General features: G+C 60.8%; 20 protein-coding genes and 1 pseudogene. 12 read left to right on the top strand and 9 right to left on the bottom strand.

What is annotated here, in order from left to right; genetic code table 11:
• Window positions 1-6 precede the first annotated feature (6 nt).
• The 7 genes from NKI16_RS24880 to NKI16_RS24850 all read right to left on the bottom strand — a co-directional run bounded on the left by NKI16_RS24880 (window position 7) and on the right by NKI16_RS24850 (window position 7,001).
• Window positions 7-1,515 (bottom strand): TadA family conjugal transfer-associated ATPase, encoded by a 1,509-nt coding sequence (locus tag NKI16_RS24880; protein WP_352455132.1) that lies wholly within the window; start codon window positions 1,513-1,515, stop codon window positions 7-9.
• A gap of 29 nt (window positions 1,516-1,544) precedes the next feature.
• Window positions 1,545-2,828 (bottom strand): CpaE/TadZ family protein, encoded by a 1,284-nt coding sequence (locus NKI16_RS24875; RefSeq protein WP_352455131.1) that lies wholly within the window; start codon window positions 2,826-2,828, stop codon window positions 1,545-1,547.
• 55 nt (window positions 2,829-2,883) lie between these two features.
• Window positions 2,884-3,618 (bottom strand): CpaD family pilus assembly protein, encoded by a 735-nt coding sequence (locus tag NKI16_RS24870; protein WP_023676933.1) that lies wholly within the window; start codon window positions 3,616-3,618, stop codon window positions 2,884-2,886.
• Between the two features lie 14 nt (window positions 3,619-3,632).
• On the bottom strand, window positions 3,633-5,162 hold the full coding sequence (locus tag NKI16_RS24865) for a type II and III secretion system protein family protein (protein WP_023676932.1): 1,530 nt from the start codon (window positions 5,160-5,162) through the stop codon (window positions 3,633-3,635).
• Entirely contained in the window at window positions 5,159-5,974 is an 816-nt protein-coding gene (cpaB, locus tag NKI16_RS24860; RefSeq protein ID WP_023676931.1) for a Flp pilus assembly protein CpaB, read from the bottom strand. The genes NKI16_RS24865 and cpaB overlap by 4 nt, the downstream gene beginning before the upstream one ends.
• A 189-nt stretch (window positions 5,975-6,163) precedes the next feature.
• On the bottom strand, window positions 6,164-6,682 hold the full coding sequence (locus NKI16_RS24855; protein WP_023676930.1) for an A24 family peptidase: 519 nt from the start codon (window positions 6,680-6,682) through the stop codon (window positions 6,164-6,166).
• Between the two features lie 148 nt (window positions 6,683-6,830).
• On the bottom strand, window positions 6,831-7,001 hold the full coding sequence (locus NKI16_RS24850; RefSeq protein WP_023676929.1) for a Flp family type IVb pilin: 171 nt from the start codon (window positions 6,999-7,001) through the stop codon (window positions 6,831-6,833).
• Between the two features lie 343 nt (window positions 7,002-7,344).
• On the opposite strand from NKI16_RS24850, the gene NKI16_RS24845 reads away from it, so the two are divergent.
• From NKI16_RS24845 to NKI16_RS24835, 3 genes are all read left to right on the top strand, one after another.
• A complete protein-coding gene (locus NKI16_RS24845) occupies window positions 7,345-7,767 on the top strand; it encodes a pilus assembly protein N-terminal domain-containing protein (protein WP_352455128.1) in 423 nt (140 codons plus the stop codon).
• 152 nt (window positions 7,768-7,919) lie between these two features.
• Complete coding sequence (locus NKI16_RS24840; protein ID WP_352455127.1) at window positions 7,920-8,480, top strand: TadE/TadG family type IV pilus assembly protein; 561 nt, start codon at window positions 7,920-7,922, stop codon at window positions 8,478-8,480.
• A 30-nt stretch (window positions 8,481-8,510) separates the two neighbouring features.
• Complete coding sequence (locus NKI16_RS24835; protein ID WP_023676926.1) at window positions 8,511-9,131, top strand: TadE/TadG family type IV pilus assembly protein; 621 nt, start codon at window positions 8,511-8,513, stop codon at window positions 9,129-9,131.
• 102 nt (window positions 9,132-9,233) lie between these two features.
• Here the strand turns inward: NKI16_RS24835 and NKI16_RS34105 are convergent.
• Window positions 9,234-9,362: pseudogene (locus NKI16_RS34105) on the bottom strand (phosphate/phosphite/phosphonate ABC transporter substrate-binding protein); the annotation flags it as partial.
• A 159-nt stretch (window positions 9,363-9,521) separates the two neighbouring features.
• On the opposite strand from NKI16_RS34105, the gene NKI16_RS24830 reads away from it, so the two are divergent.
• From NKI16_RS24830 to NKI16_RS24790, 9 genes are all read left to right on the top strand, one after another.
• The gene (locus NKI16_RS24830; RefSeq protein ID WP_352570350.1) at window positions 9,522-10,763 is read left to right on the top strand and encodes a phosphopentomutase; all 1,242 of its coding nucleotides are present in this window, start codon (window positions 9,522-9,524) and stop codon (window positions 10,761-10,763) included.
• Entirely contained in the window at window positions 10,756-11,646 is an 891-nt protein-coding gene (mutM, locus tag NKI16_RS24825) for a bifunctional DNA-formamidopyrimidine glycosylase/DNA-(apurinic or apyrimidinic site) lyase (RefSeq protein ID WP_352448614.1), read from the top strand. The genes NKI16_RS24830 and mutM overlap by 8 nt, the downstream gene beginning before the upstream one ends.
• 24 nt (window positions 11,647-11,670) lie before the next feature.
• Window positions 11,671-12,444 (top strand): enoyl-CoA hydratase, encoded by a 774-nt coding sequence (locus NKI16_RS24820; RefSeq protein WP_352448613.1) that lies wholly within the window; start codon window positions 11,671-11,673, stop codon window positions 12,442-12,444.
• Window positions 12,445-12,604: 160 nt separating this feature from the next.
• Entirely contained in the window at window positions 12,605-12,871 is a 267-nt protein-coding gene (rpsT, locus tag NKI16_RS24815; protein WP_023676922.1) for a 30S ribosomal protein S20, read from the top strand.
• A 916-nt stretch (window positions 12,872-13,787) separates the two neighbouring features.
• Window positions 13,788-15,260: a chromosomal replication initiator protein DnaA gene (dnaA, locus tag NKI16_RS24810; protein ID WP_352570349.1), complete on the top strand. Its 1,473-nt coding sequence runs from the start codon at window positions 13,788-13,790 to the stop codon at window positions 15,258-15,260.
• A gap of 199 nt (window positions 15,261-15,459) precedes the next feature.
• Window positions 15,460-16,578: a DNA polymerase III subunit beta gene (gene dnaN / locus NKI16_RS24805; protein WP_023676920.1), complete on the top strand. Its 1,119-nt coding sequence runs from the start codon at window positions 15,460-15,462 to the stop codon at window positions 16,576-16,578.
• A 26-nt stretch (window positions 16,579-16,604) separates the two neighbouring features.
• On the top strand, window positions 16,605-17,753 hold the full coding sequence (gene recF, locus NKI16_RS24800; RefSeq protein WP_352576939.1) for a DNA replication/repair protein RecF: 1,149 nt from the start codon (window positions 16,605-16,607) through the stop codon (window positions 17,751-17,753).
• A gap of 76 nt (window positions 17,754-17,829) precedes the next feature.
• Window positions 17,830-18,591 (top strand): molybdopterin-synthase adenylyltransferase MoeB, encoded by a 762-nt coding sequence (locus NKI16_RS24795; protein WP_352570347.1) that lies wholly within the window; start codon window positions 17,830-17,832, stop codon window positions 18,589-18,591.
• Window positions 18,588-19,076 (top strand): GNAT family N-acetyltransferase, encoded by a 489-nt coding sequence (locus NKI16_RS24790; RefSeq protein ID WP_352570346.1) that lies wholly within the window; start codon window positions 18,588-18,590, stop codon window positions 19,074-19,076. Before NKI16_RS24795 ends, NKI16_RS24790 begins: the two co-directional genes overlap by 4 nt.
• A gap of 64 nt (window positions 19,077-19,140) precedes the next feature.
• On the opposite strand, the gene NKI16_RS24785 is transcribed toward NKI16_RS24790, so the two are convergent.
• Window positions 19,141-20,142 carry a 2-hydroxyacid dehydrogenase gene (locus NKI16_RS24785; protein WP_352570345.1) on the bottom strand — a complete coding sequence of 334 codons (1,002 nt, stop codon included), beginning with the start codon at window positions 20,140-20,142 and terminating at the stop codon, window positions 19,141-19,143.
• Window positions 20,143-20,198 lie beyond the last annotated feature (56 nt).

Below are 20,198 nucleotides of genomic sequence, written 5' to 3'. Positions count from 1 at the left end.
GACGGATCAATCAGCGCGTTTCTCCATCGCCTCGAGCGCAACCGCGAGGCGCTGCTCCTCACCGTAGTAGCGGGCGCGCTCCCAGAAATGCGGACGGCCGATGCCAGTCGACACGTGCTCGCCCAGCAGCCTGCCGTTCGCGTCCTCGCCCTTGATGTTATAGAGAACGATGTCCTGGGTGATGATGACGTCGCCTTCCATGCCGATCACCTCGGTGATGTGGGTGATACGCCGCGATCCGTCGCGCAGGCGTGCAGCCTGTATGATCACGTCGACGGAGCCGACGACGATTTCGCGCACGGTTTTTTGCGGCAGCGTATAGCCGCCCATGGCGATCATCGACTCTATACGGTTGAGGCATTCGCGCGGGCTGTTCGAGTGGATCGTTCCCATCGAGCCGTCATGGCCGGTGTTCATCGCCTGCAGCAGGTCGAACACTTCGGGTCCGCGCACTTCGCCGACGATAATACGTTCGGGGCGCATGCGCAGACAGTTCTTGACCAGGTCGCGCATGGTCACTTCGCCCTCGCCTTCGAGGTTGGGCGGACGGGTTTCGAGACGCACCACATGCGGCTGCTGCAATTGCAGCTCAGCTGAGTCCTCGCAGGTGATGACGCGTTCTTCGCGGTCGATATAGTTGGTCAGGCAATTGAGCAGCGTCGTCTTGCCTGAGCCGGTACCGCCCGAGATGACAATGTTGCAGCGGACACGCCCGATGATCTTGAGAATCTCGGCCCCTTGCGGAGAAATCGAGCCGAACTTGACCAGCTGGTCGAGCGTCAGCTTGTCCTTCTTGAACTTGCGGATGGTAAGTGCGGTGCCGTCGATAGCCAGGGGCGGTGCGATGACGTTGACACGGGAGCCATCAGGAAGACGCGCATCGCAGATCGGGCTTGATTCATCGACGCGGCGGCCAACCTGGCTGACGATACGCTGGCAGATGTTGAGGAGCTGCTGGTTGTCGCGGAAACGGATGCCGGTCTGCTCGACCTTGCCGTTGACTTCGATGTAGACGTTCTTGGAGCCATTGACCATGATGTCGGCAATATCGTCGCGGGCAAGCAGTGGCTCCAGCGGCCCGTAGCCCAAAACGTCATTGCAGATATCCTCGAGAAGCTCTTCCTGCTCGGCGATGGACATCGCGAAATTCTTGATCGCGATGATGTCGTTGACAATGTCGCGGATTTCCTCGCGCGCGCTTTCGGGATCGAGTTTGGCGAGCTGCGACAGATCTATCGTATCGATGAGTGCGGCGAAGACCTGGCTTTTGGTGTCGTAGTAGGTTTCGCTCTTTTGGCGCTGGATACTTTTCGGCTCCGGGGCCAATGGCGGCGGCTCGACCGCACGGCGAACCGCCGGCGCGGCAGGCGCGCCGGATGGCGGCAGCGCCGCCGACCTGGCAGTTACAGCCGCTTCCACAGGGTTTGCGGCCGCCGGCGCAGCAGGTGCGGGTGCTGGCTGACGGAATTCCGGAATGGTCCGGTTGCCGTCGTCGCTGCCTCTTTTACCAAACATGATCGCTTACCAATTCCACCGCTGAGGCATCACTTCTTGTTGCGCGAAAGCTTGCCGATCAGATTGCCGAGGCCAGCCTTTTTCTTCACCTTGATTTCGCTGCGCCCTGTCAGCACATGGGCGATCTCGTTGATCGTGGCGACAACCGGATTCTTGGCATCCATCTCACCGAGCATACGTCCGTTGTTGGCAGCATTTCCGAACAAAAGCGGCTCGAACGGGATGACCGACATCGGCGAAAGGCCGAGCGATTCGGAGAAGTCGGACGGCGTAATCTCAGGACGTTTCGGCACACCGGCCTGGTTGATCACAAGCTTTGGCGCGGGATCGTTCGGACGAAGCCGCTTCAGCATGTCGACCAGGTTCTTCGTGTTGCGCAGATTGGCCAGTTCGGGCGTCGCCGTGATGACGATCTCGTCGGCCTTGACCAGCGTGTTCTTGGTCCAGCCGGCCCACACGTGGGGAACATCGAGCACGAGGAGCGGCGCGCTACGCTGGGCTATGTCGATAAGCTGGGTGAAGGCGTCGGGATCGAAATCGTAGACCCGCTCCAGGGTCGAAGGGGCCGCAAGCAGCGACAGGTGCTCGGCGCATTGGGCGAGCAGCCGGTCGAGATAGACCTCGTCGACGCGTTCCGGCGAGAAGACTGCCTCGGCAATGCCTTGCGCCGGATCCTGGTCGAAATTGATATTGGCCGTTCCGAAGGCGAGGTCGAGATCGGCGACAACCACTTCGGATTTGAAAAGGGACGACATGGCCCAGGCCACATTATGGGCTATGGTCGAGGAGCCGACGCCGCCTTTGGCGCCGATGAAGGCAATCGAGCGGCCGATCGGCTCCGCTTCCGGATCAACGAAGATCGAAGACACCACGCTGACGATGTCGGCCATCGATACGGGCGCGATGACATACTCGGAAATGCCCGAACGAATGAGTTCGCGGTACAGGCCGACATCGTTGTAGTGGCCGACAACCACCACCTTGGAGGTCGGGTCACAATGCTCGGAGAGCTGGGCGAGTTGTTCAAGCAATAGCTTCGGCTCGCTGCGCGATTCAAGCAGGATCAGGTTCGGTGTCGGCGCCGACTGATAGAATTCGATAGCGGTAGGGATGCCCCCCATATGCACCTTCAGATGGGCCTTGGCCATGCGGCGATCCTCGCCGGCGCGCTCGACCGGATTGGCTACGCCTTCGGTCTCGCAAAATGCCTGGATCGAAATGCGCGGGATCGGCCGCAACGCCTGCATCGCGGCAATATCCTGCTCCGAGGTTTCGCCGCCCGGTACCTCTGTGTCATAGGCAAGATTGCTCATTGTCATCACTTTCCGTGACTTGCGCGGCTTAGGGTTTGTTGAGCCTCAACACTCGTTAATATTCGACTTCCGAATTGCCGAGGAATTCGTCCGAAATACCTCTGTCACGATAGACGTCGATCACCGCGCCGCGATTTTCCGCGTCGATCGGGGTCGGCTTGCGTGGCCCGATCAAATCGGACGGATTGGCCATCTGGGCAGCCAGGTTGTTCTGATACGAACAGCCGAAATCGGCATAGTGCTTGTTTTCCGAAGTCTGCAGCAGGTCTTCGGGCCAGCGCCCGCATTTATCCGTCTGAGCCTTCACCGAGACGTAGGCAACACGGATCGGTGCGGACGCTTCGGCCGAAACAGACTGATAGGACCGCATGGCGATCCGCTTCCGGCTGATGCCGCTGGCTATGGCCAGCCTGGCGAAATCGCGGCCGGCCACGGCCGCTGCGATTTCGTTGGCTGAGCCGCTCGGAATCTCGATCGTCAGCACCGGAGCCGCGCTCCTGTCGTATCCGTCCAGGAAGCCCAGGAGCGTGTCACGCTGGGATCTGGTCATGCCACGGTCGCCGGCGCCGACCGGAAGGTCGATCTTCTGTATCTTCTCGGCTATGACGATCGGATGGGTGGTGCGATAATCGTCCGGTATGGCACCCACCGTGACGCTGTCGCGATTGGCGCAGCCGGCCAGCAATGCCGCCACCGCGATCGCCATAATGGGAACGGCCGGCCGCCAGATTCGCGAATGGACCGACCGCGTCGCGGTGATCGCCCGTGCCTTCGATGCTGCCTTAGACATGACCGCTTCCCCGCTTACTTGTAGATAAAGCCGACAACGCCGTGGTAACGGCCGTTGGGCTTGTCGGTCTGCATGGTGCCGTAGACACGGTTGACGCGGCCAAGGAAGATGCCGGCGCCATCGCTGGCGGCGTTGAAATTGTCATCCGGCTTGGCAAGATCGTTGCGCGCCACCGGCTTCACCAGATAGGGCGTAATGATGATGACGAGCTCGGTCTCGTTGCGAACGAAATCCCTGCTGCGGAACAGCGCGCCAAGCACTGGAATCTTTGTCAGACCAGGTAAGCCGTTGACGGCTTGCCTGAGATCATCGCGGACAAGGCCGGCAATCATCATCGAGCCGCCCGAAGGCAGTTCCACTGTTGTGTCGGCCAAGCGCTTGCGGAGCGACAGGGCATTCATGCCCGGGCTTGTTACGCCTTCGGACAAAGACACAGACCCCTCCGTTGTCGGCTCGGAAACCGAGGTTCTGACTTTCAGGCTGATACGGCCGGGAGACAGCACCACCGGCTGGAATTCCAGGCCAATGCCGTATTCGATCTTCTCGACCGAATACGTCTTCAGACCGGTCTGGTTATCGTTTGATACGGCTTGGGAAACGCTGGTCACCATGTTGTATTCGCCGCCAACCTTGAAGGTCGCCTTCTCGCCGGATACGGCCGTCAATGTTGGTTCGGCGAGGGTTTTCATGACACCGGACTGTTCCATGGCATTGATGTAGGCCTGCAGCGTCGAGCTCCCGATAGAGAGGCCCGAGTTCGACAGCGACTTGCCCAAACCAGTGAAATTGTCGCTTACCGCGCCCCAGCTGATGCCGTTGCTGCTGCCGTTGCCCACCATGTTGACGCCGAGCTGCTTCATCACCGAGCGGCTGACTTCCGCGACCGTTACCTTCAGCGTCACCTGGTCGTCGCCGATGATCTGCAGCAGGTTGACGATCTTGCTGACGCGGCGCTCGGCATCTGGGTTATCGATCGCGACGCCGGCTTCAGCCGAACCGCCGGCAGCGGTCTGCGAATATTGACCCGTGGTCGCCTCGCCGCCGGACACGAAAATGGTTGCCAGATCGGCCGCGCGCTTGGCGTCCAGAGGAGTGTCCACGGTTCCGGTCAGAACGACGTTGTCGTTCAGCAACTCGACCTTGACCTCCGATGACGGGATGAAGCGCTTGATATAATCCTCCAGCCCGGCGACGTCACGTTCGACCGCTAGGTCAAGGCTGACGATCTGCTCGCCATTCGGGCCAAAGACGAAGATATTGGTCTCGCCGACCGCCTTTCCAAACAGATAGATGCGCCTGGCGGTGCGGGTCACCGCGTCGGCTACAGCGGGGTTGGCGACGAGAATGTCGTAGGCATCGCTCGGGAGGTCGATGACCACCGACTTGTTCAGTCCGAGCTTGACCCGCTGGGTGGCGGTCGAAGCCGTCACCCTGGCGTTGTCGCCTGCTGCGCTGGCACAGAGAACGCCATATGCATTCGTTCCAAGGAAAAGCAGGCCGATCGCCGCAGCCAGCGTGACCGGCAATTTGGTTTTTAGCCTCATTTCCTCGCCCCCACTTCGGAAACTTCGCCCGACTTGATCAACCGCACGGTTCCGCGCCGGCCATTGCCGGAAACCAGGTAATCGGCTTCGCCCACATTCTTGTCCTGACTGTCCTTGATCGAGCGCAGCGCCAATGTCAGGCGATCCGCCATCTGCTGTGCGACGGTGATGATCTCGGACTGCTGCGGCGTCAGTTCCAGGGTGGCGGTCTGGCCAACCCTGGTCTTCTTACCTTCCTCGTCCTCCTGAATGGTCTGGTCGATCGCCAGGACGCGAATGTTCTTCAGGATAGTTTCGGTCGTGAAGCCCGGACCACCGCCATTGGCGGGATCGGCTCTGCGGGTCATGATGACGTCGACGAAATCGTTGGGAAGAATAAAGCCACCGGCCGAGGTGTCGGCCGAGATGCTTGTGGCAACGGCCCGCATGCCGGAGGGCAGGATCGACGACATGAAGCTTTGCCCTTCACCGATCAGCTTCGAGCGCCGCAGCGGCTCGCCGGCGTAGAGCGCCACGCGAGCGACGGCGCCCTTCAGCTTGTCCAGCGCTTCAGGCTCGGCGGCGCGGGTGATGAAATTTGCGTTGATGCCGGCGGACGGCCATGACTCCCAGGAAATGTTGTTTTCAAGCGGACTGCCCATCGGAACGTCGCCGGAAAGAACAAGCACATCCTGCAGCGCGATCGCCGGCGCCTGAGGACCGGAATCGACAACCGGAGGCGGCGGAGCCACGACCATGTTCTTCGCGACATAGCCTGCACCACCGGCCGCGGCTATCGCCACGCTCAGAATAATCAATCGGGATGCTGGCATCTGTCCGAACCTCGCCTTGGCAAACCACGTAGCCAAGCGGGACTTTGCAGCGGCAATCGTCAAAACAAGGTTAATGTTATACTTACGATCGTGATTAATTTAACGTTTACATAAATTGGACCGACAAGCCCGGCCCGAAGGAAAACGTGGCCAACTCGCCTGCTCGGCGCCAACCGCGTAAAGCGAAATTCAGCCCGCCAGCCTGGTAAGTGCCCAGGCCATCAATGGCGAGTCGGAATAGGTGAGCAGACCGCCAATGCCAAGCGCGATGCCGTACGGAACGCCGGTCGCCTCATCGGCGAAATGGCGCAGGAACGGATTGTGGCTTGTGACGGCGGCAAGCGGCGATTTTCGATAGGCGAGGATGGCTAGCGTCAGCAGTCCGCCGATGAATGTCGAGGCGACGAGGTATTCGATGAGATGGATGTTCAGTCCCATCCACATGGCAGTGGCAGCCAGAAGCTTGGCGTCGCCGCCGCCCATGCCGCCCAGCGCGAACAGGCCGAACGTCACCGCGAGAACCAGGCCGGCGGCGGCGAAATGCCAGCCATAGGTGGCCCAGTCCATGCCGGTCAAAGGCGCAACCAAGGCGAAGACAACCACAAGCAACACCGGCACGCGATTGGCGATCGTCATCGAAAGCATGTCGGAGATCGCGGCAAAAAGCATGCAGAACGGAAACACGACGAAGATCACGGCTTCAAGCATCGGCGCGCCTATGACCCAATTGCATCTGGCCCCAGCCTAATCCTATTCGATTAACGACTGATGAGGCCTAAATTTCAAATCATACCAGGACTAAATAAGGGCCGCCAGTGCGGCGGCCCTTATTTCAGAACAACCGAACCCGTTACGGTCAGCTACCGTTCACCTTAGTGGAGATGGCGGTGAACTTGGCGTTCAGCGAGTTGCCGAGCTGGCCGGCGCCGACCATGATGGCGAGTGCGATAAGAGCGGCGATCAGACCGTATTCGATAGCGGTCGCGCCGGATTCGTCCTTCACAAAACGTGCGATGAGGTTAGACATTCGAGCTCCTACTCCAATTGTTACAGCACTTCCGTCAACTTCTCTTGGTGGCTGATCGGATACTGCGAATCTAAGGAGAAGCTGTTTCAATCGGCTTAATAAACAGGCTTACCGATTCCTTTCCCGCTTCGACGAGATTGCGTGGTTAACCCAGAACTAAAATACCCGCCGCTAGGCGCCCGGGCTGACAAAAGGCGCAAAAGGCGCAATTCGGCAAAGACGTTCCAGCCGTGCCGGCTAGGCCCAATGCCGGTTCCGGCTTGATCCTGAACTCCAGCCGCTTAACGATTGGTTCACCAATCTCGTTCATGTTCCGTTGAACAGTTTGCCAGGGGGCGCCTCAATGGCCGGGCCGAGATCATCATTTCCAGTTGCCGTGCTTTTTGCCGCAGCGGCTTTCGCCTTTCCAGCCAAGGCCGGCGCCGGCATCGAGGTGACGATGAACCAGGCAAAGATCATCAAATTGTCGCGCGCCGCCGATACGATTGTCGTCGGCAATCCGGCGATCGCCGACGCCTCCGTGCAGGACGCATCGACCATCGTACTGACCGGCAAGGGATTTGGCGTCACCAATCTCGTCGTCCTCGACCAGGAGGGTAACCCGATCGTCGATGAGCAAATAACCGTCGTGCGCCAGGCAGCGTCGTCGGTGCGCATCTATCGGCGTTCCGAAGTACAGACCATGTCCTGCGCGCCATATTGCGAAAGCTCGTATAAGAGCGATGCCGAGAAGGCCTCTGAAGCCGAAATGAGCGCCGGGCATTAGCTAGCCGACGTGTCCGCCTTTGGCGGGAACGTGCTTCGGTTATCGCCGGGTTAAGGCCTTCCCGTTGAATTTAACGGTCATTCCAACCGGACTTCAATCGGTTCCGACTAAGGGTGGGACCGATACAGAAGCGGCATCGGCGGGCAGAGGACATGAACAAGGCAGGACGAGCAGGTTCTCCAAGACGGTTTTTGGGCGACCGCCGCGGAAGCACGGCGATCGAATTCGCCATGCTTGCAATTCCTTTCGCGCTTCTTGTCTTCGCCATCCTGGAGAGCTGCATTTCTTTTGCCGCACAGGAAGTGATGGCAAACGCCACCGACGACATCGCGCGCCAGCTGCGTACCGGCCAACTAAGACCGGCCGATGTGTCCGGGACCAAGCTGCGGGATATGATCTGCACCAAATTGGAGATCATGGTCGCCAAGACCTGTCCCGGATTGCTGGTGGACTTGCGGGAATATCCGACCTTCGCCGATGCGGCGCTGGCCGGTTTCAAGATTCAGGATGGCGATGTCGTGCTGACCAAGGGCACGAGCACACAGACCTTCACCGTCGCACCTGGCCTGGCGGAGTCGAGAAACATGCTGCGTGTTTTTTACAAATGGCCGGTGATGACCGACTTCATGGCCAAATCGATGGCCAACCTGAAGGACGGCAAAACGCTGCATTTTGCTTCGATCACTTGGCAGAACGAGCCGTTCGACAACTGAACCACGTAGTCGCTTGAAAAGGGCAAAGCCATGATTCGTGCGGGGGCACAGCTGGGCATCGCAGGGATTTGTACAAGAGCAGTCCGGCTTTGCTCGGACCGCCGCGGTATTGCGGCTGTCGAGTTTGCCCTCATCGTGCCTGTCCTGTTGATCATGTACTTTATGACAATGGAGGCCTCGCAAGCCATCGAGACCAGCAAGAAGGTCAGCCGCATCGGCAGCATGGTAGCGGACCTCGTCACGCAGCAGCAGACCGTCAAGGCGGCCGATGTCGATGCCATCATGGCGATCGGCAGTTCCACGCTCCAGCCCTACAACCGCTCGAAACCGAAGATCATTATCACGGCGATACAGGTGACGAACGAGACGACGCCGAAAGTCCTGGTCGTGTGGTCGCGCAAACTGGTCGATGGCGTCTCTAGCGTCGACGCTGTCAAGGATTCCACCACAACGGTCCCGAGCGCGCTCAAGATCAAAGGCACGTTCCTCATTCGGGTCGAAAGCGATCTCGCCTACAAGCCAATCATCACCTGGTCGGCGGACGGCCAAAGCCGGTTCGGGTTGAGCTCGGTCTTCAATTCGATATCGATGGCGGAAACTTATTATCTGCGGCCGCGCAGGAGCCCGACCATTCCGTGCAGCGATTGCTGACGCCTGAAGCCCGCTAACCGGTCTGTTGCTATTGCTTGCGACCGCGGGCCGAGACTAGACGCACGATGGCTGCAGCCAGCACATAGTCCCTCGGACCGGCAACGGTTCGGCGACGATACCGATACGGAACGTTCCGATAACATCGCGCCAATCGGCTCGCGCCAGGTTTGTGCAAGACGCATCCAGCAGCAAAGCCAGTACGGCGGCGAATGCCGTCAGGGCAAGCCTCATGCGAGCTCCGCGCCGCGCATTTCCATCCGCAGATCGACCATGCCGCGATTCGTCTCTCCGGGACCAGCACGCCAAGCCGTGCCGTTGGGTTTCCGAATTGCCAATGGCGGCGCGGAACCCTATGTCTGAGCCAACACACAGGCAATGATGAACCTTTCGATGGCACGCGCCTTCCTTTTTGTCCTCGACTCCTTCGGCATCGGCGGCGCGGCCGATGCCGAACGTTATGGCGACACCGGCTCTAATACGTTCGCACACATCGCGCGGGCCTGCGCAGAAGGCCGCGCCGATCGCGAAAGCCTGCGTGCCGGACCCCTTCTTGTACCAAACATGCTCGCGCTCGGCCTCGGCCAGGCCGCGGCAACGGCGACGGGTTTCAGGTTCGAGAATGCCGGCAGTGCGCCGCTTGCCGCCGCCTTTCACGGCGCGGCCCAAGAGGTTTCGAGCGGCAAGGACACGCCATCGGGCCATTGGGAAATAGCCGGCCTGCCGGTCCGTTTCGACTGGGGTTACTTCCCAGACAAGATTCCCGCCTTTCCGGCCGAGTTGACCGACGCAATGGTGCGTGAAGGGAAGGTGCCTGGCATCCTCGGCAATTGCCATGCTCCGGGCACCGAGATTATCGAACGGTTCGGCGAAGGCCATATCCGCACCGGCAAGCCGATCTGCTACACCTCGATCGACTCCGTCCTGCAGATCGCCGCGCATGAGGTTCATTTCGGCCTGGAACGGCTTTACGAGTTCTGCAAAGTGGTGCGCAGGCTCGTCGATCCGCTGAATATCGGCCGCGTCATCGCGAGGCCGTTTATCGGTGAAACCGCCGCCACGTTCGAGCGAACGCATAATCGTCGCGACTATGCCGTACCGCCGCCGGAACCGACGCTGCTCGATCGGCTGACGGCGCGCGGCAGCCGGGTTATCGCGATCGGCAAGATCGGCGACATTTTCGCCCATCGGGGGATCTCGGAAGTCCGCAAGGCTGCCGGCAACATGGCGATGTTCGACAAAACGCTTGGTGCCATGGAAGACGCCCGCGACGGCGACCTCGTCTTCGCGAACTTTGTCGACTTCGACACCGAGTTCGGGCATCGGCGCGACGTTGCGGGATATGCCGCCGCACTCGAAGCTTTCGACCGGCGCCTGCCCGAGGCATTCGCACGGCTGAGGCCAGGCGATCTGCTCATTTTGACCGCCGATCACGGCAACGATCCGACGTGGCGCGGCACCGACCACACGCGCGAGCGTATTCCGATTATCGGGACACGGCCGGGTTTCAAAGGCGCAGAGATCGGACTGAGGACAACATTTGCCGACATCGGCGAAACCGTGGCCGAACATCTCGGGCTGGCGCGCGGCCGTCACGGCACCTCCTTCCATGCCACGATAGGTGGCCATGCCTGAGCTGCCGGAGGTAGAGACAGTCAGGCGCGGTCTGCAGCCGGCCCTTGAAGGTGCCCGCATTGTCGGTGTCGAGGCACGCCGGCCGGATTTGCGGTTTCCGTTCCCCGAGAGATTTTCGGAGCGGCTGACCGGCAAGACGATTGCGGCGCTCGGCCGCCGTGCCAAATATCTGACAATGCACATGGACAACGGCCCGGTTCTGATCTGCCATCTCGGCATGTCGGGTTCGTTTCGCATCGAAACGGCCGACGAGAGCGCAACGCCCGGCGCGTTCCACCACGAACGTTCGAAAAACACTGCTCACGATCACGTCGTCTTCGACATCGCATCCCCTGCCGGCGTCCGCTCTCGCGTGATCTTCAACGACCCGCGCCGCTTCGGGTTCATGCTGTTTTCGGAAGGCGAGCCCGACATGCATCCGATGCTGGCGGGATTAGGCGTCGAGCCTACAGGCAACGCACTGGACGGCGCGCTGCTCGCTTCGTTGCTGAAAGGTCGCAAGTCACCGCTGAAAGCGGCACTTCTGGACCAGAGGCTGATTGCCGGGCTAGGCAATATCTACGTCTCGGAAGCGCTTTGGCGGGCCGGCCTGTCGCCGCTGCGCGAAGCGGGCACCCTCGCGAGAGCCGGCAAGAAAGCCAAAGAGCAGAGCGAACGCCTGGCCGAAGCAATCCGCTCGGTCGTCGCCGATGCGATCGCCGCCGGCGGCTCGTCGTTGCGCGATTATATGCAGACCGATGGATCGCTGGGCTACTTCCAGCATTCCTTCGCGGTTTACGATCGCGAGGGGGAAGCCTGCTCCAAGCCTGGTTGTGGCGGCCACATCGAGCGTATCGTGCAAAGCGGTCGTTCGACTTTCCACTGCCGGGCCTGTCAGGCTTGAACCAGAAGCGAGGAGGAGCAAAGCATGGGCTATGAAACCATCATCGTCGAAACCCGCGGCAAGGTCGGGCTGATTACGCTGAACCGGCCGCAGGCGCTCAACGCGCTGAATTCACAAGTGCTGGCGGAACTGGTCGCGTCGGTGAATAGCATGGGCGCCAATGCCGACATCGGCGCCATGGTCATCACTGGTTCGGAAAAGGCTTTCGCGGCAGGTGCCGATATCAAGGAAATGCAGTCCATCTCCTATGTGGATGCCTATCTGCAGGATTTCTTCGTCGGCTGGGAAGAATTTACGCGGGCACGAAAGCCGATCATCGCGGCGGTGGCGGGCTATGCGCTGGGGGGCGGCTGCGAACTGGCGATGATGTGCGACTTCATCATCGCCGCCGACACCGCCAAGTTTGGCCAACCCGAGATCACGCTGGGCGTCATGCCCGGCATGGGCGGATCGCAGCGCCTGACCCGCTTTGTCGGCAAGTCAAAGGCGATGGATATGTGCCTGACGGGTCGAATGATGGACGCAGCCGAGGCCGAGCGTTCCGGCCTTGTCTCGCGCGTGGTGCCAGCCGGCGAGTTGATCGAGGAAGCGCTTAAGGCAGCGTCCAAGATCGCTGGTTTTTCCTTGCCGTCGGTGATGATGGCAAAGGAGGCCGTCAACCGCGCCTATGAGACGACGCTCACCGAGGGTCTGCGGTTCGAGCGCCGGCTGTTTCATTCGCTGTTTGCGCTGGATGACCAGAAGGAAGGCATGGCGGCCTTCAGCGGCAAGCGGAAGCCGAATTTCACGAACCGATGAGATGACGAAGGCGCCGGTCAAAAAGAAAGCGCTGCAGCGTTGACGCGCCGGAAAAGCTGAACTATAAGCCGCACCAACCGAGGCGGCCCTGTGGCTGCCCGTTTGTTTTTTGCGCCCTGCGGTATCCCGCAAGCGCCCACCAGATCAGAAGAGAGGCACCATGGCCAATACCTCCTCGGCCAAAAAGGCAACGCGCAAGATCGCCCGTCGCGCAGCGATCAACAAGAACCGCCGCTCCCGCGTCCGGACCTACATCCGCCAGGTCGAAGAGGCGCTCGCGGCTGGCGATAAGGCGGCCGCACAGGCTGCCTTCAAGGTGGCCGAGCCGGAATTGATGCGCGCCGCGACCAAGGGCGTGGTGCACAAGAACACGGCATCGCGCAAGGTGTCGCGGTTGGCCCAACGGGTCAAGGTGCTGTCGGCCTAATATACCTTTTCCTGAACTGCGCTTCTTCAAACCCGGCCAATCGCGCCGGGTTTTTTTTCGTTTGCCGGCAAGTACTTAAAAGAAAGCCCGCAAAATGGCGCTCCGGGTGCATTTCAAAGTTCGAAATGCTTTGCCGGCATATACATGCCCGCTGATATTCGCAGCCTTCGAAACCGCCAATACGAAAATTTCCGAGCGTCACAGATTACTGTTTTTTTTCAGAGGCTTACCGATGGTGATCCACAGCTTGTTCACATCGGCTGTGGCCGATAGGCGGCAATTGGCTGTCAAGTGAATTATTTCAGAAAATTTCGCATTGTGTGGCCTTTTTCACATTCGCCGGAAAAGGGTTTGAATCACAATGGCTTTGTCAAAATCAACTGTTGCAGCATGGCGTTCGAAACGTCCCTTTCTAGTCAGATTCCTTAAAAATCCGTTAGGGGTGGCCTTGCCCTATCCACAGCGATTTCGGTAATGTCTGTCCATCGAAGGGACGGGCCCTTGGCCCTTGACCAGCCTGAAACCGGCCAGCTCAAATTGGCAGAGTTTACACCGCGGATTCAACTCCGCGGACGGGGTTGGTTTGTCTTTTCGATACGGTAGGGGACTGGCGTAATTGTACATGGCAGGTCGACGGTGCGCCGGCGGTTTTTCGCCGGACGGCATTTTGTTGCCCTGACATGACCAAAGCGGATCGGCTCTTCGGCGCCGGACCGACAACGAGGCGATTCATCAGCCGGCGGCGGCGATGGTGTCGCAGCGAAGACACGGTCGCCGGAAACATGGATGCAGGAGGCGCATCCCCGGCGGAAAACAGGTACAAGAGACAAGGAACTCGATCATGCAGAGCGGCGGCATCGAAAGGGAGCTTACAGGCGACCTCCCATTTCCTGGAACGTTAATCGGAAGGAACGACATGGCGGCTTCCAATGAAGCTGAACAGAAGTTCGATCGGGTCAAGGCCCAGTTGAAGGCGCGTCTGGGAACCGAGGTCTATTCGAGCTGGTTCGGGCGCATGAAGGTCGCTGAATCCTCTAAGGGCATTGTCCGCATCTCAGTGCCAACCGCATTCCTGCGTTCATGGATCAACGGCCACTATCTCGATCTCATCACCGAGTTGTGGAAGCACGAGGATCCGGAGATCCTCAAGATCGAGATAGTGGTTCGCACCGCCACACGGCAGGGCCGCAACAACGTCGAGCCAGAAGTGGCCCCGGCGCGCAAGATGACCAGGCAGACGCAAACCGCGCTCTCTGCGGGCACGGCGAGCCCCAGCAGGGTCGAACGGGTCCCGGTACCCCGCCCGGGGATGCCGGCAGAAACCGAGTTCCGGCACAATGTTCTCGGTTCGCCACTCGATCCACGCTATACTTTCACCTCCTTCATCGAAGGACCATCGAACCGAGTGGCTTTTGCCGCCGCCAAGGCGGTCGCGGAATCGCAGTCGAGCGCGGTGCGTTTCAATCCGCTCTTTCTTCACGCGACGGTCGGGCTGGGCAAAACGCACCTGTTGCAGGCGATCGCCGCAGAATCGCTGAAGCAGAATCCGAAATCGCGGGTCGTCTATCTGACGGCTGAGTATTTCATGTGGCGGTTCGCCACCGCGATCCGCGACAACAACGCACTGACGCTGAAAGAACAGCTGCGCGACATCGACCTCCTCATCATCGACGACATGCAGTTCCTGCAGGGCAAGTCGATCCAGCACGAATTCTGCCATTTGATCAACATGCTGCTCGACAGCGCCAAGCAAGTGGTGGTCGCTGCCGACCGGCCGCCGTCGGAATTGGAGTCGCTGGAGCCACGCGTCCGCTCGCGCCTCAACGGCGGCGTCGCGCTGGAAATGTCAGCCCCGGATTTCGCCATGCGTATCGGTATGCTCAAGCTCAGGCTTGCCACCGCCAAGCTCGACGATGCGTCGCTCGATATTTCCGAAGAGATCCTCAACCACGTCGCCCGCACGGTGACCGGCAGCGGACGCGAGCTCGAAGGTGCCTTCAACCAGCTTTTGTTTCGTCAATCCTTCGAACCGCAGATCACCATCGACCGCATCGACGAGATCCTTGGCCACATCTATCGTTCGGGCGAACCCAAGCGGGTGCGTATCGAGGACATCCAGCGCATCGTCGCGCGCCACTACAACGTGTCGAAGACCGAACTTCTGTCCAACCGGCGCACACGCACCATCGTCAAGCCACGGCAGGTCGCCATGTATCTGTCGAAGGTGATGACGCCGCGCTCGCTGCCGGAGATCGGGCGGCGGTTCGGCGGTCGTGACCATACGACCGTGCTGCATGCGGTGCGCAAGATCGAGGATCTTTCCGGTGCCGACAACACACTGGCGCAGGAACTCGAATTGCTGAGAAGGCTGATCAACGACCAGGCCTGACGGCCCGAAAAACGCCGGCTCGCGGACTCCGGCCTTTTTATCCCCAGAAAGCCCGTGCAGCCGGTCCGAACCGGTGGCGCGGGCTTGCGTTTGCCGGGTTTTTCCTGTCAGTTTACGCAGATTCTGAGCCTGTTCAGACCTTTCGCGGGGCGCCGCTTGCCGGAGACCCGTTCATTCATTCAAGCGAGCCTGTTTCGTCATGCGTGTTATCCTGGAACGGTCAAATCTCCTGAAGTCGCTCAACCATGTTCACCGCGTGGTCGAGCGGCGCAATACCATTCCGATCCTGTCGAACGTGCTGCTCAGCGCCGAGGGGGCCAGCCTTGAAATGAAGGCGACCGACCTCGACCTGGAGGTGACCGAAGCAACGCCGGCAAAGGTCGAACGTGGCGGGGCGACGACGGTCCCGGCACATCTGCTCTACGACATCGTGCGCAAGCTTGCCGACGGCGCGGAGGTGGCGCTGAAGACCGACGAAGACGGCAACGCCATGACGGTGACGTCGGGGCGCTCGAGCTTCCGCCTGCAATGCCTGCCGCAGTCCGACTTTCCCGAGCTTTCAGCCGGGTCGTTCTCGCATATTTTCCGGCTCGATTCCGTCGGACTAAAGGGCCTCATTGAAAAGACCCAGTTCGCCATCTCGACCGAGGAGACGCGCTATTATCTGAACGGCATTTATCTGCACACGCACGAGGCCGGCGGCAAGCTGAAGCTGCGCTCTGTCGCGACCGACGGCCACCGGCTGGCGCGCGCCGAGATCGATGCGCCGGCAGGCTCTGAGGGCATGCCTGGCGTCATAATCCCGCGAAAGACGGTCAGCGAGCTGCAAAAGCTGGTCGACGATCCCGATGTTGCAGTCACCACCGAGTTGTCCGACACCAAGATCCGTTTCACCATCGGCAGCGTTATCTTGACCTCCAAGCTGATCGACGGCACTTTCCCGGACTACCAGCGCGTCATTCCGACCGGCAACGACAAGAAGCTGATTATCGATCGCCAGAGTTTCGCCGCTGCCGTCGATCGCGTTTCGACCATTTCGTCCGAACGCGGCCGGGCGGTGAAGCTTTCGATCGCCGAAGGGCAGGTCACGCTTGCGGTCAACAACCCGGATTCGGGCAGTGCCACCGAGGAACTGGCGGCCGACTATTCGTCCGATCCGATCGAAATCGGCTTCAACGCCAAATACCTGCTCGACGTTGCCGCGCAACTGACCGGCACGGAGGCGAAGTTCATGCTGGCGGATGCCGGTTCCCCGACGCTGATCCACGACATGGCCGACGAGACCGCGCTCTACGTGCTGATGCCGATGCGGGTGTAGGGCCCGAACGGGGCCATCTTGCTGTCGTGACCAGATCTGCAAAACCGCAGCAGACGTACATAAGTAAGCTCACACTTACGAATTTCCGCAACTATGCGGCGTTGGCAATCGACCTTGATCCCGGTGCTGTGGTTTTCTCCGGCGACAATGGCGCCGGCAAGACCAATCTGCTTGAAGCGATCTCGCTGCTCACGCCGGGCCGCGGCCTGCGCCGCGCACCCTATTCCGAGGTGGCGCGCGAAGGCGGCGACGGTGGCTTTGCGCTGCATGCCCGGCTTGACGGGCCGGAAGGCCAGGTCGAGATCGGTACCGGAATATCGGGCAGCGACGGCGAAGCCGGCCGGCGGGTGCGGATCAACGGCGCGACGGCACGCTCAGCCGAAGACATGCTGGAATGGCTGCGCGTGGTCTGGCTGACACCGGCCATGGACGGCCTGTTCCCCGGGCCGGCTGCCGACCGCCGGCGCTTCCTAGACCGGCTGGTGCTGGCGATCGATCCTGGCCACGGCCAGCGCGCGCTTGACTACGAAAAGGCAATGCGCGGCCGCAACAGACTGCTCGCCGACGGTTCACGCGACGGTGCCTGGTTCGATGCGATCGAGATGCAAATGGCCGAGACCGGCGTGGCGATTGCCGCGGCGCGTGCCGAACTGGTGCGCCTGCTCGCCGCCATGATCGACCGGCTGCCCGGCGACGGACCGTTTCCGCAAGCCGACATCGGCATCTCTGGCGAACTGGAAGGCGAACTCGGTATTTTGCCGGCCGTCGACGTAGAGGAACGGTTCCGTCGTGCGCTTGCCCAGGGGCGCGACCGCGACCGCACCGCCGGACGCACGCTCGACGGCCCGCACCGTTCCGACCTCGTGGTGCGCCACCGGCCCAAGGCGATGCCGGCCGAGCTCTGTTCGACCGGCGAGCAGAAGGCGCTGCTGGTCGGCATTGTCTTGTCGCATGCGCGGCTAACCGGCGAGATGTCGGGCATGACACCGATCCTGCTGCTCGACGAGATCGCCGCCCATCTCGACGGCGGTCGACGGGCGGCCTTGTTCTCGATCCTGGAGGAACTAAACTGCCAGGCCTTCATGACCGGGACCGATGCCGCGTTGTTTGACAGCCTCAAGGGACGCGCGCAATTCCTGACCGTCGATCACGGCACGGTCAGGCCGACCATTTGAATTTCGTCCATGGCGCATTTCTGAGCTGCATGCATTGACGCCTGACAAGTTTTTTCCTCCGTTATATGGTCCGGCGATGATCACAGCCGCCCTCACCGATGAAGAGCTCGAACGCTACGCCCGCCACATCGTGCTGCCCGAGATCGGCGGCGCCGGCCAGCAGCGGCTGAAGCGGGCGCGGGTGCTCGTCATTGGCGCCGGCGGATTGGGAGCGCCGGTGCTCGAATATCTCGCCGCCGCAGGGATTGGCACTCTCGGTATCGTCGACGACGACATCGTTTCGCTTTCCAACCTGCAACGACAAGTGATCCACGCCACGCGCGATGTCGGGGTGGCGAAAACCGACAGCGCCAGAGCGGCGATCATCCGCATCAATCCAAACGTCGTCGTGGAAGAGCACAATTTCAGGCTGACCGTGGACAACGCCCCTACCCTCATTGCCCGTTATGACATCGTCGTTGACGGCTCCGACAATTTCGAGACACGCTACGCGGTGGCCGACGCCTGCGCCGCGGAAAGCCGGCCGCTCGTGCATGCCGCCGTTGGCCGCTTCGACGGCTCGGTCACCGTACTGAAGCCATTCGAAACCGGCCCGGACGGCAAGTTGAACCCAAGCTACCGCGATCTCTTTCCCGAGGCGCCGCCGCCGGGACTGGTGCCATCCTGCGCGGTGGCCGGCATTGTCGGCGCGCTGACCGGGGTCATCGGCACGCTGCAAGCCATGGAAGCGATCAAGCTGATCACCGGGATTGGCGAGCCGCTGGTCGGACGACTGCTGCTCTACGATGCGCTGGCGGCACGCTTCGACACGATCCGCTACAAGCGAACCAGCCCGTGAGCCTGCCTGCCGACGTTTCCATCGTGCAGCTTGCAGCCGATTTCGACCGTTGGGACGAGGTGCTGGCGCTGGTCATGCGCGCCTTCGCCTTTATGGACGGGGTTATTGACCCGCCGTCCTCGGCGCATCGGCTCACCGTTGAAAATCTCAGGGCTAGAGCGCTGGAGGAGACAGCATTCCTGGCGCTGAAGGAAAACGAGATCGTCGGTTGCGTCTTCATCCTGAAGCGCGCAGACGAGCTCTATGTTGGAAAGCTCGCGGTCGAGCCGGTTCTTCAGGGACAAGGCATTGGAAAACAGCTGATGCAGGCCGTCGAAGATCTTGCCCGCAGCCACAACAGGACCGCCATCGAGCTCCAGACCCGGATCGAGCTGACCGGAAATCACGCAGCCTTTGCCCGCCTCGGTTTTCGTGAAACCGAACGGACAGCGCACAAGGGCTACGACCGGCCGACCTCAATCACCATGCGCAAGGCGTTTTCGTAAGCCAAAGCTATCCAACGACGAACGCGTGGTTGCCGCGGCAAGACTGTGCCGGCGTGACGGCAGGTCACGCCCTCAACGGCAGCACGCGGTCGGGCGGGCGATGACCATCGAAGAAGGCGCGGATATTGATGATCACCTTCTCGCCCATGTCGATACGGCCTTCGAGCGTCGCCGAACCCATATGCGGCAACAGCACGACCTTGCCTTTGTGGGCAAGCTTCAGCAGCTTGCTGTTCAGCGCCGGCTCGTGCTCGTAGACGTCGAGGCCGGCGCCGGCGATCTTGCCGTCATGGATGAGCTTGATCAGCGATTCCTCATCGATGATATCTCCGCGCGCGGTGTTGACTATGTAAGCGGACGGTTGCAGAAGCGCCAGCCGCCGTGCCGAAAGCAGATGGAAAGTTGCCGGTGTCGATGGGCAATTGACCGAGATAATGTCCATACGGGCAAGCATCTGGTCGAGGCTTTCCCAATACGTGGCTTCCAACTCCTCCTCGATTGCCGGCAGCACGCGGTGGCGGTTGTGGTAGTGGATCGAGAGGCCAAACGCCTTGGCGCGCCTGGCGACAGCGGTGCCGATGCGACCCATGCCGACAATGCCGAGCCGTTTGCCCCAAATGCGCCGGCCGAGCATCCAGGTCGGCGACCAGCCCGCCCATTTCTTATCGCCGGTCAGCACGTTGGCGCCTTCGGCCAGCCGTCGCGGTACGGCCAGCAGCAGCGCCATGGTCATGTCGGCCGTATCTTCGGTCAGCACGTTCGGCGTGTTGGTGACGGTGATGCCTTTCTTGGCCGCTGCCGCAACGTCGATCTTGTCGACGCCATTGCCGAAGTTGGCGATCAGCTTGAGGTTGTCGCCGGCCTGGGCAATCAGCGCCGCGTCGATATTGTCGGTCACAGTCGGCACCAGCACGTCGGCCTCCTTGACCGCCGCCACCAGTTCCGGCTGCGTCATCGGCCTGTCCTCCACATTCAAGCGGGCGTCGAACAACTCGCGCATGCGGGTCTCGACTAGGTCGGGCAACTTGCGCGTGATGACGACGAGGGGCTTCTTTTTGCCTGCCATTGTTTCCTCGAACCCGATCTCGTTGAGACCTCTTTAACCAAGAACGGCGAAACTGA

Source organism: Mesorhizobium sp. M0698 (genome assembly GCF_040320455.1).
In the GTDB taxonomy this organism is placed as follows: domain Bacteria; phylum Pseudomonadota; class Alphaproteobacteria; order Rhizobiales; family Rhizobiaceae; genus Mesorhizobium.
The sequence above is the reverse complement of the archived record's forward strand: the minus strand, read 5'-3'. Positions and strand labels throughout refer to the sequence as shown.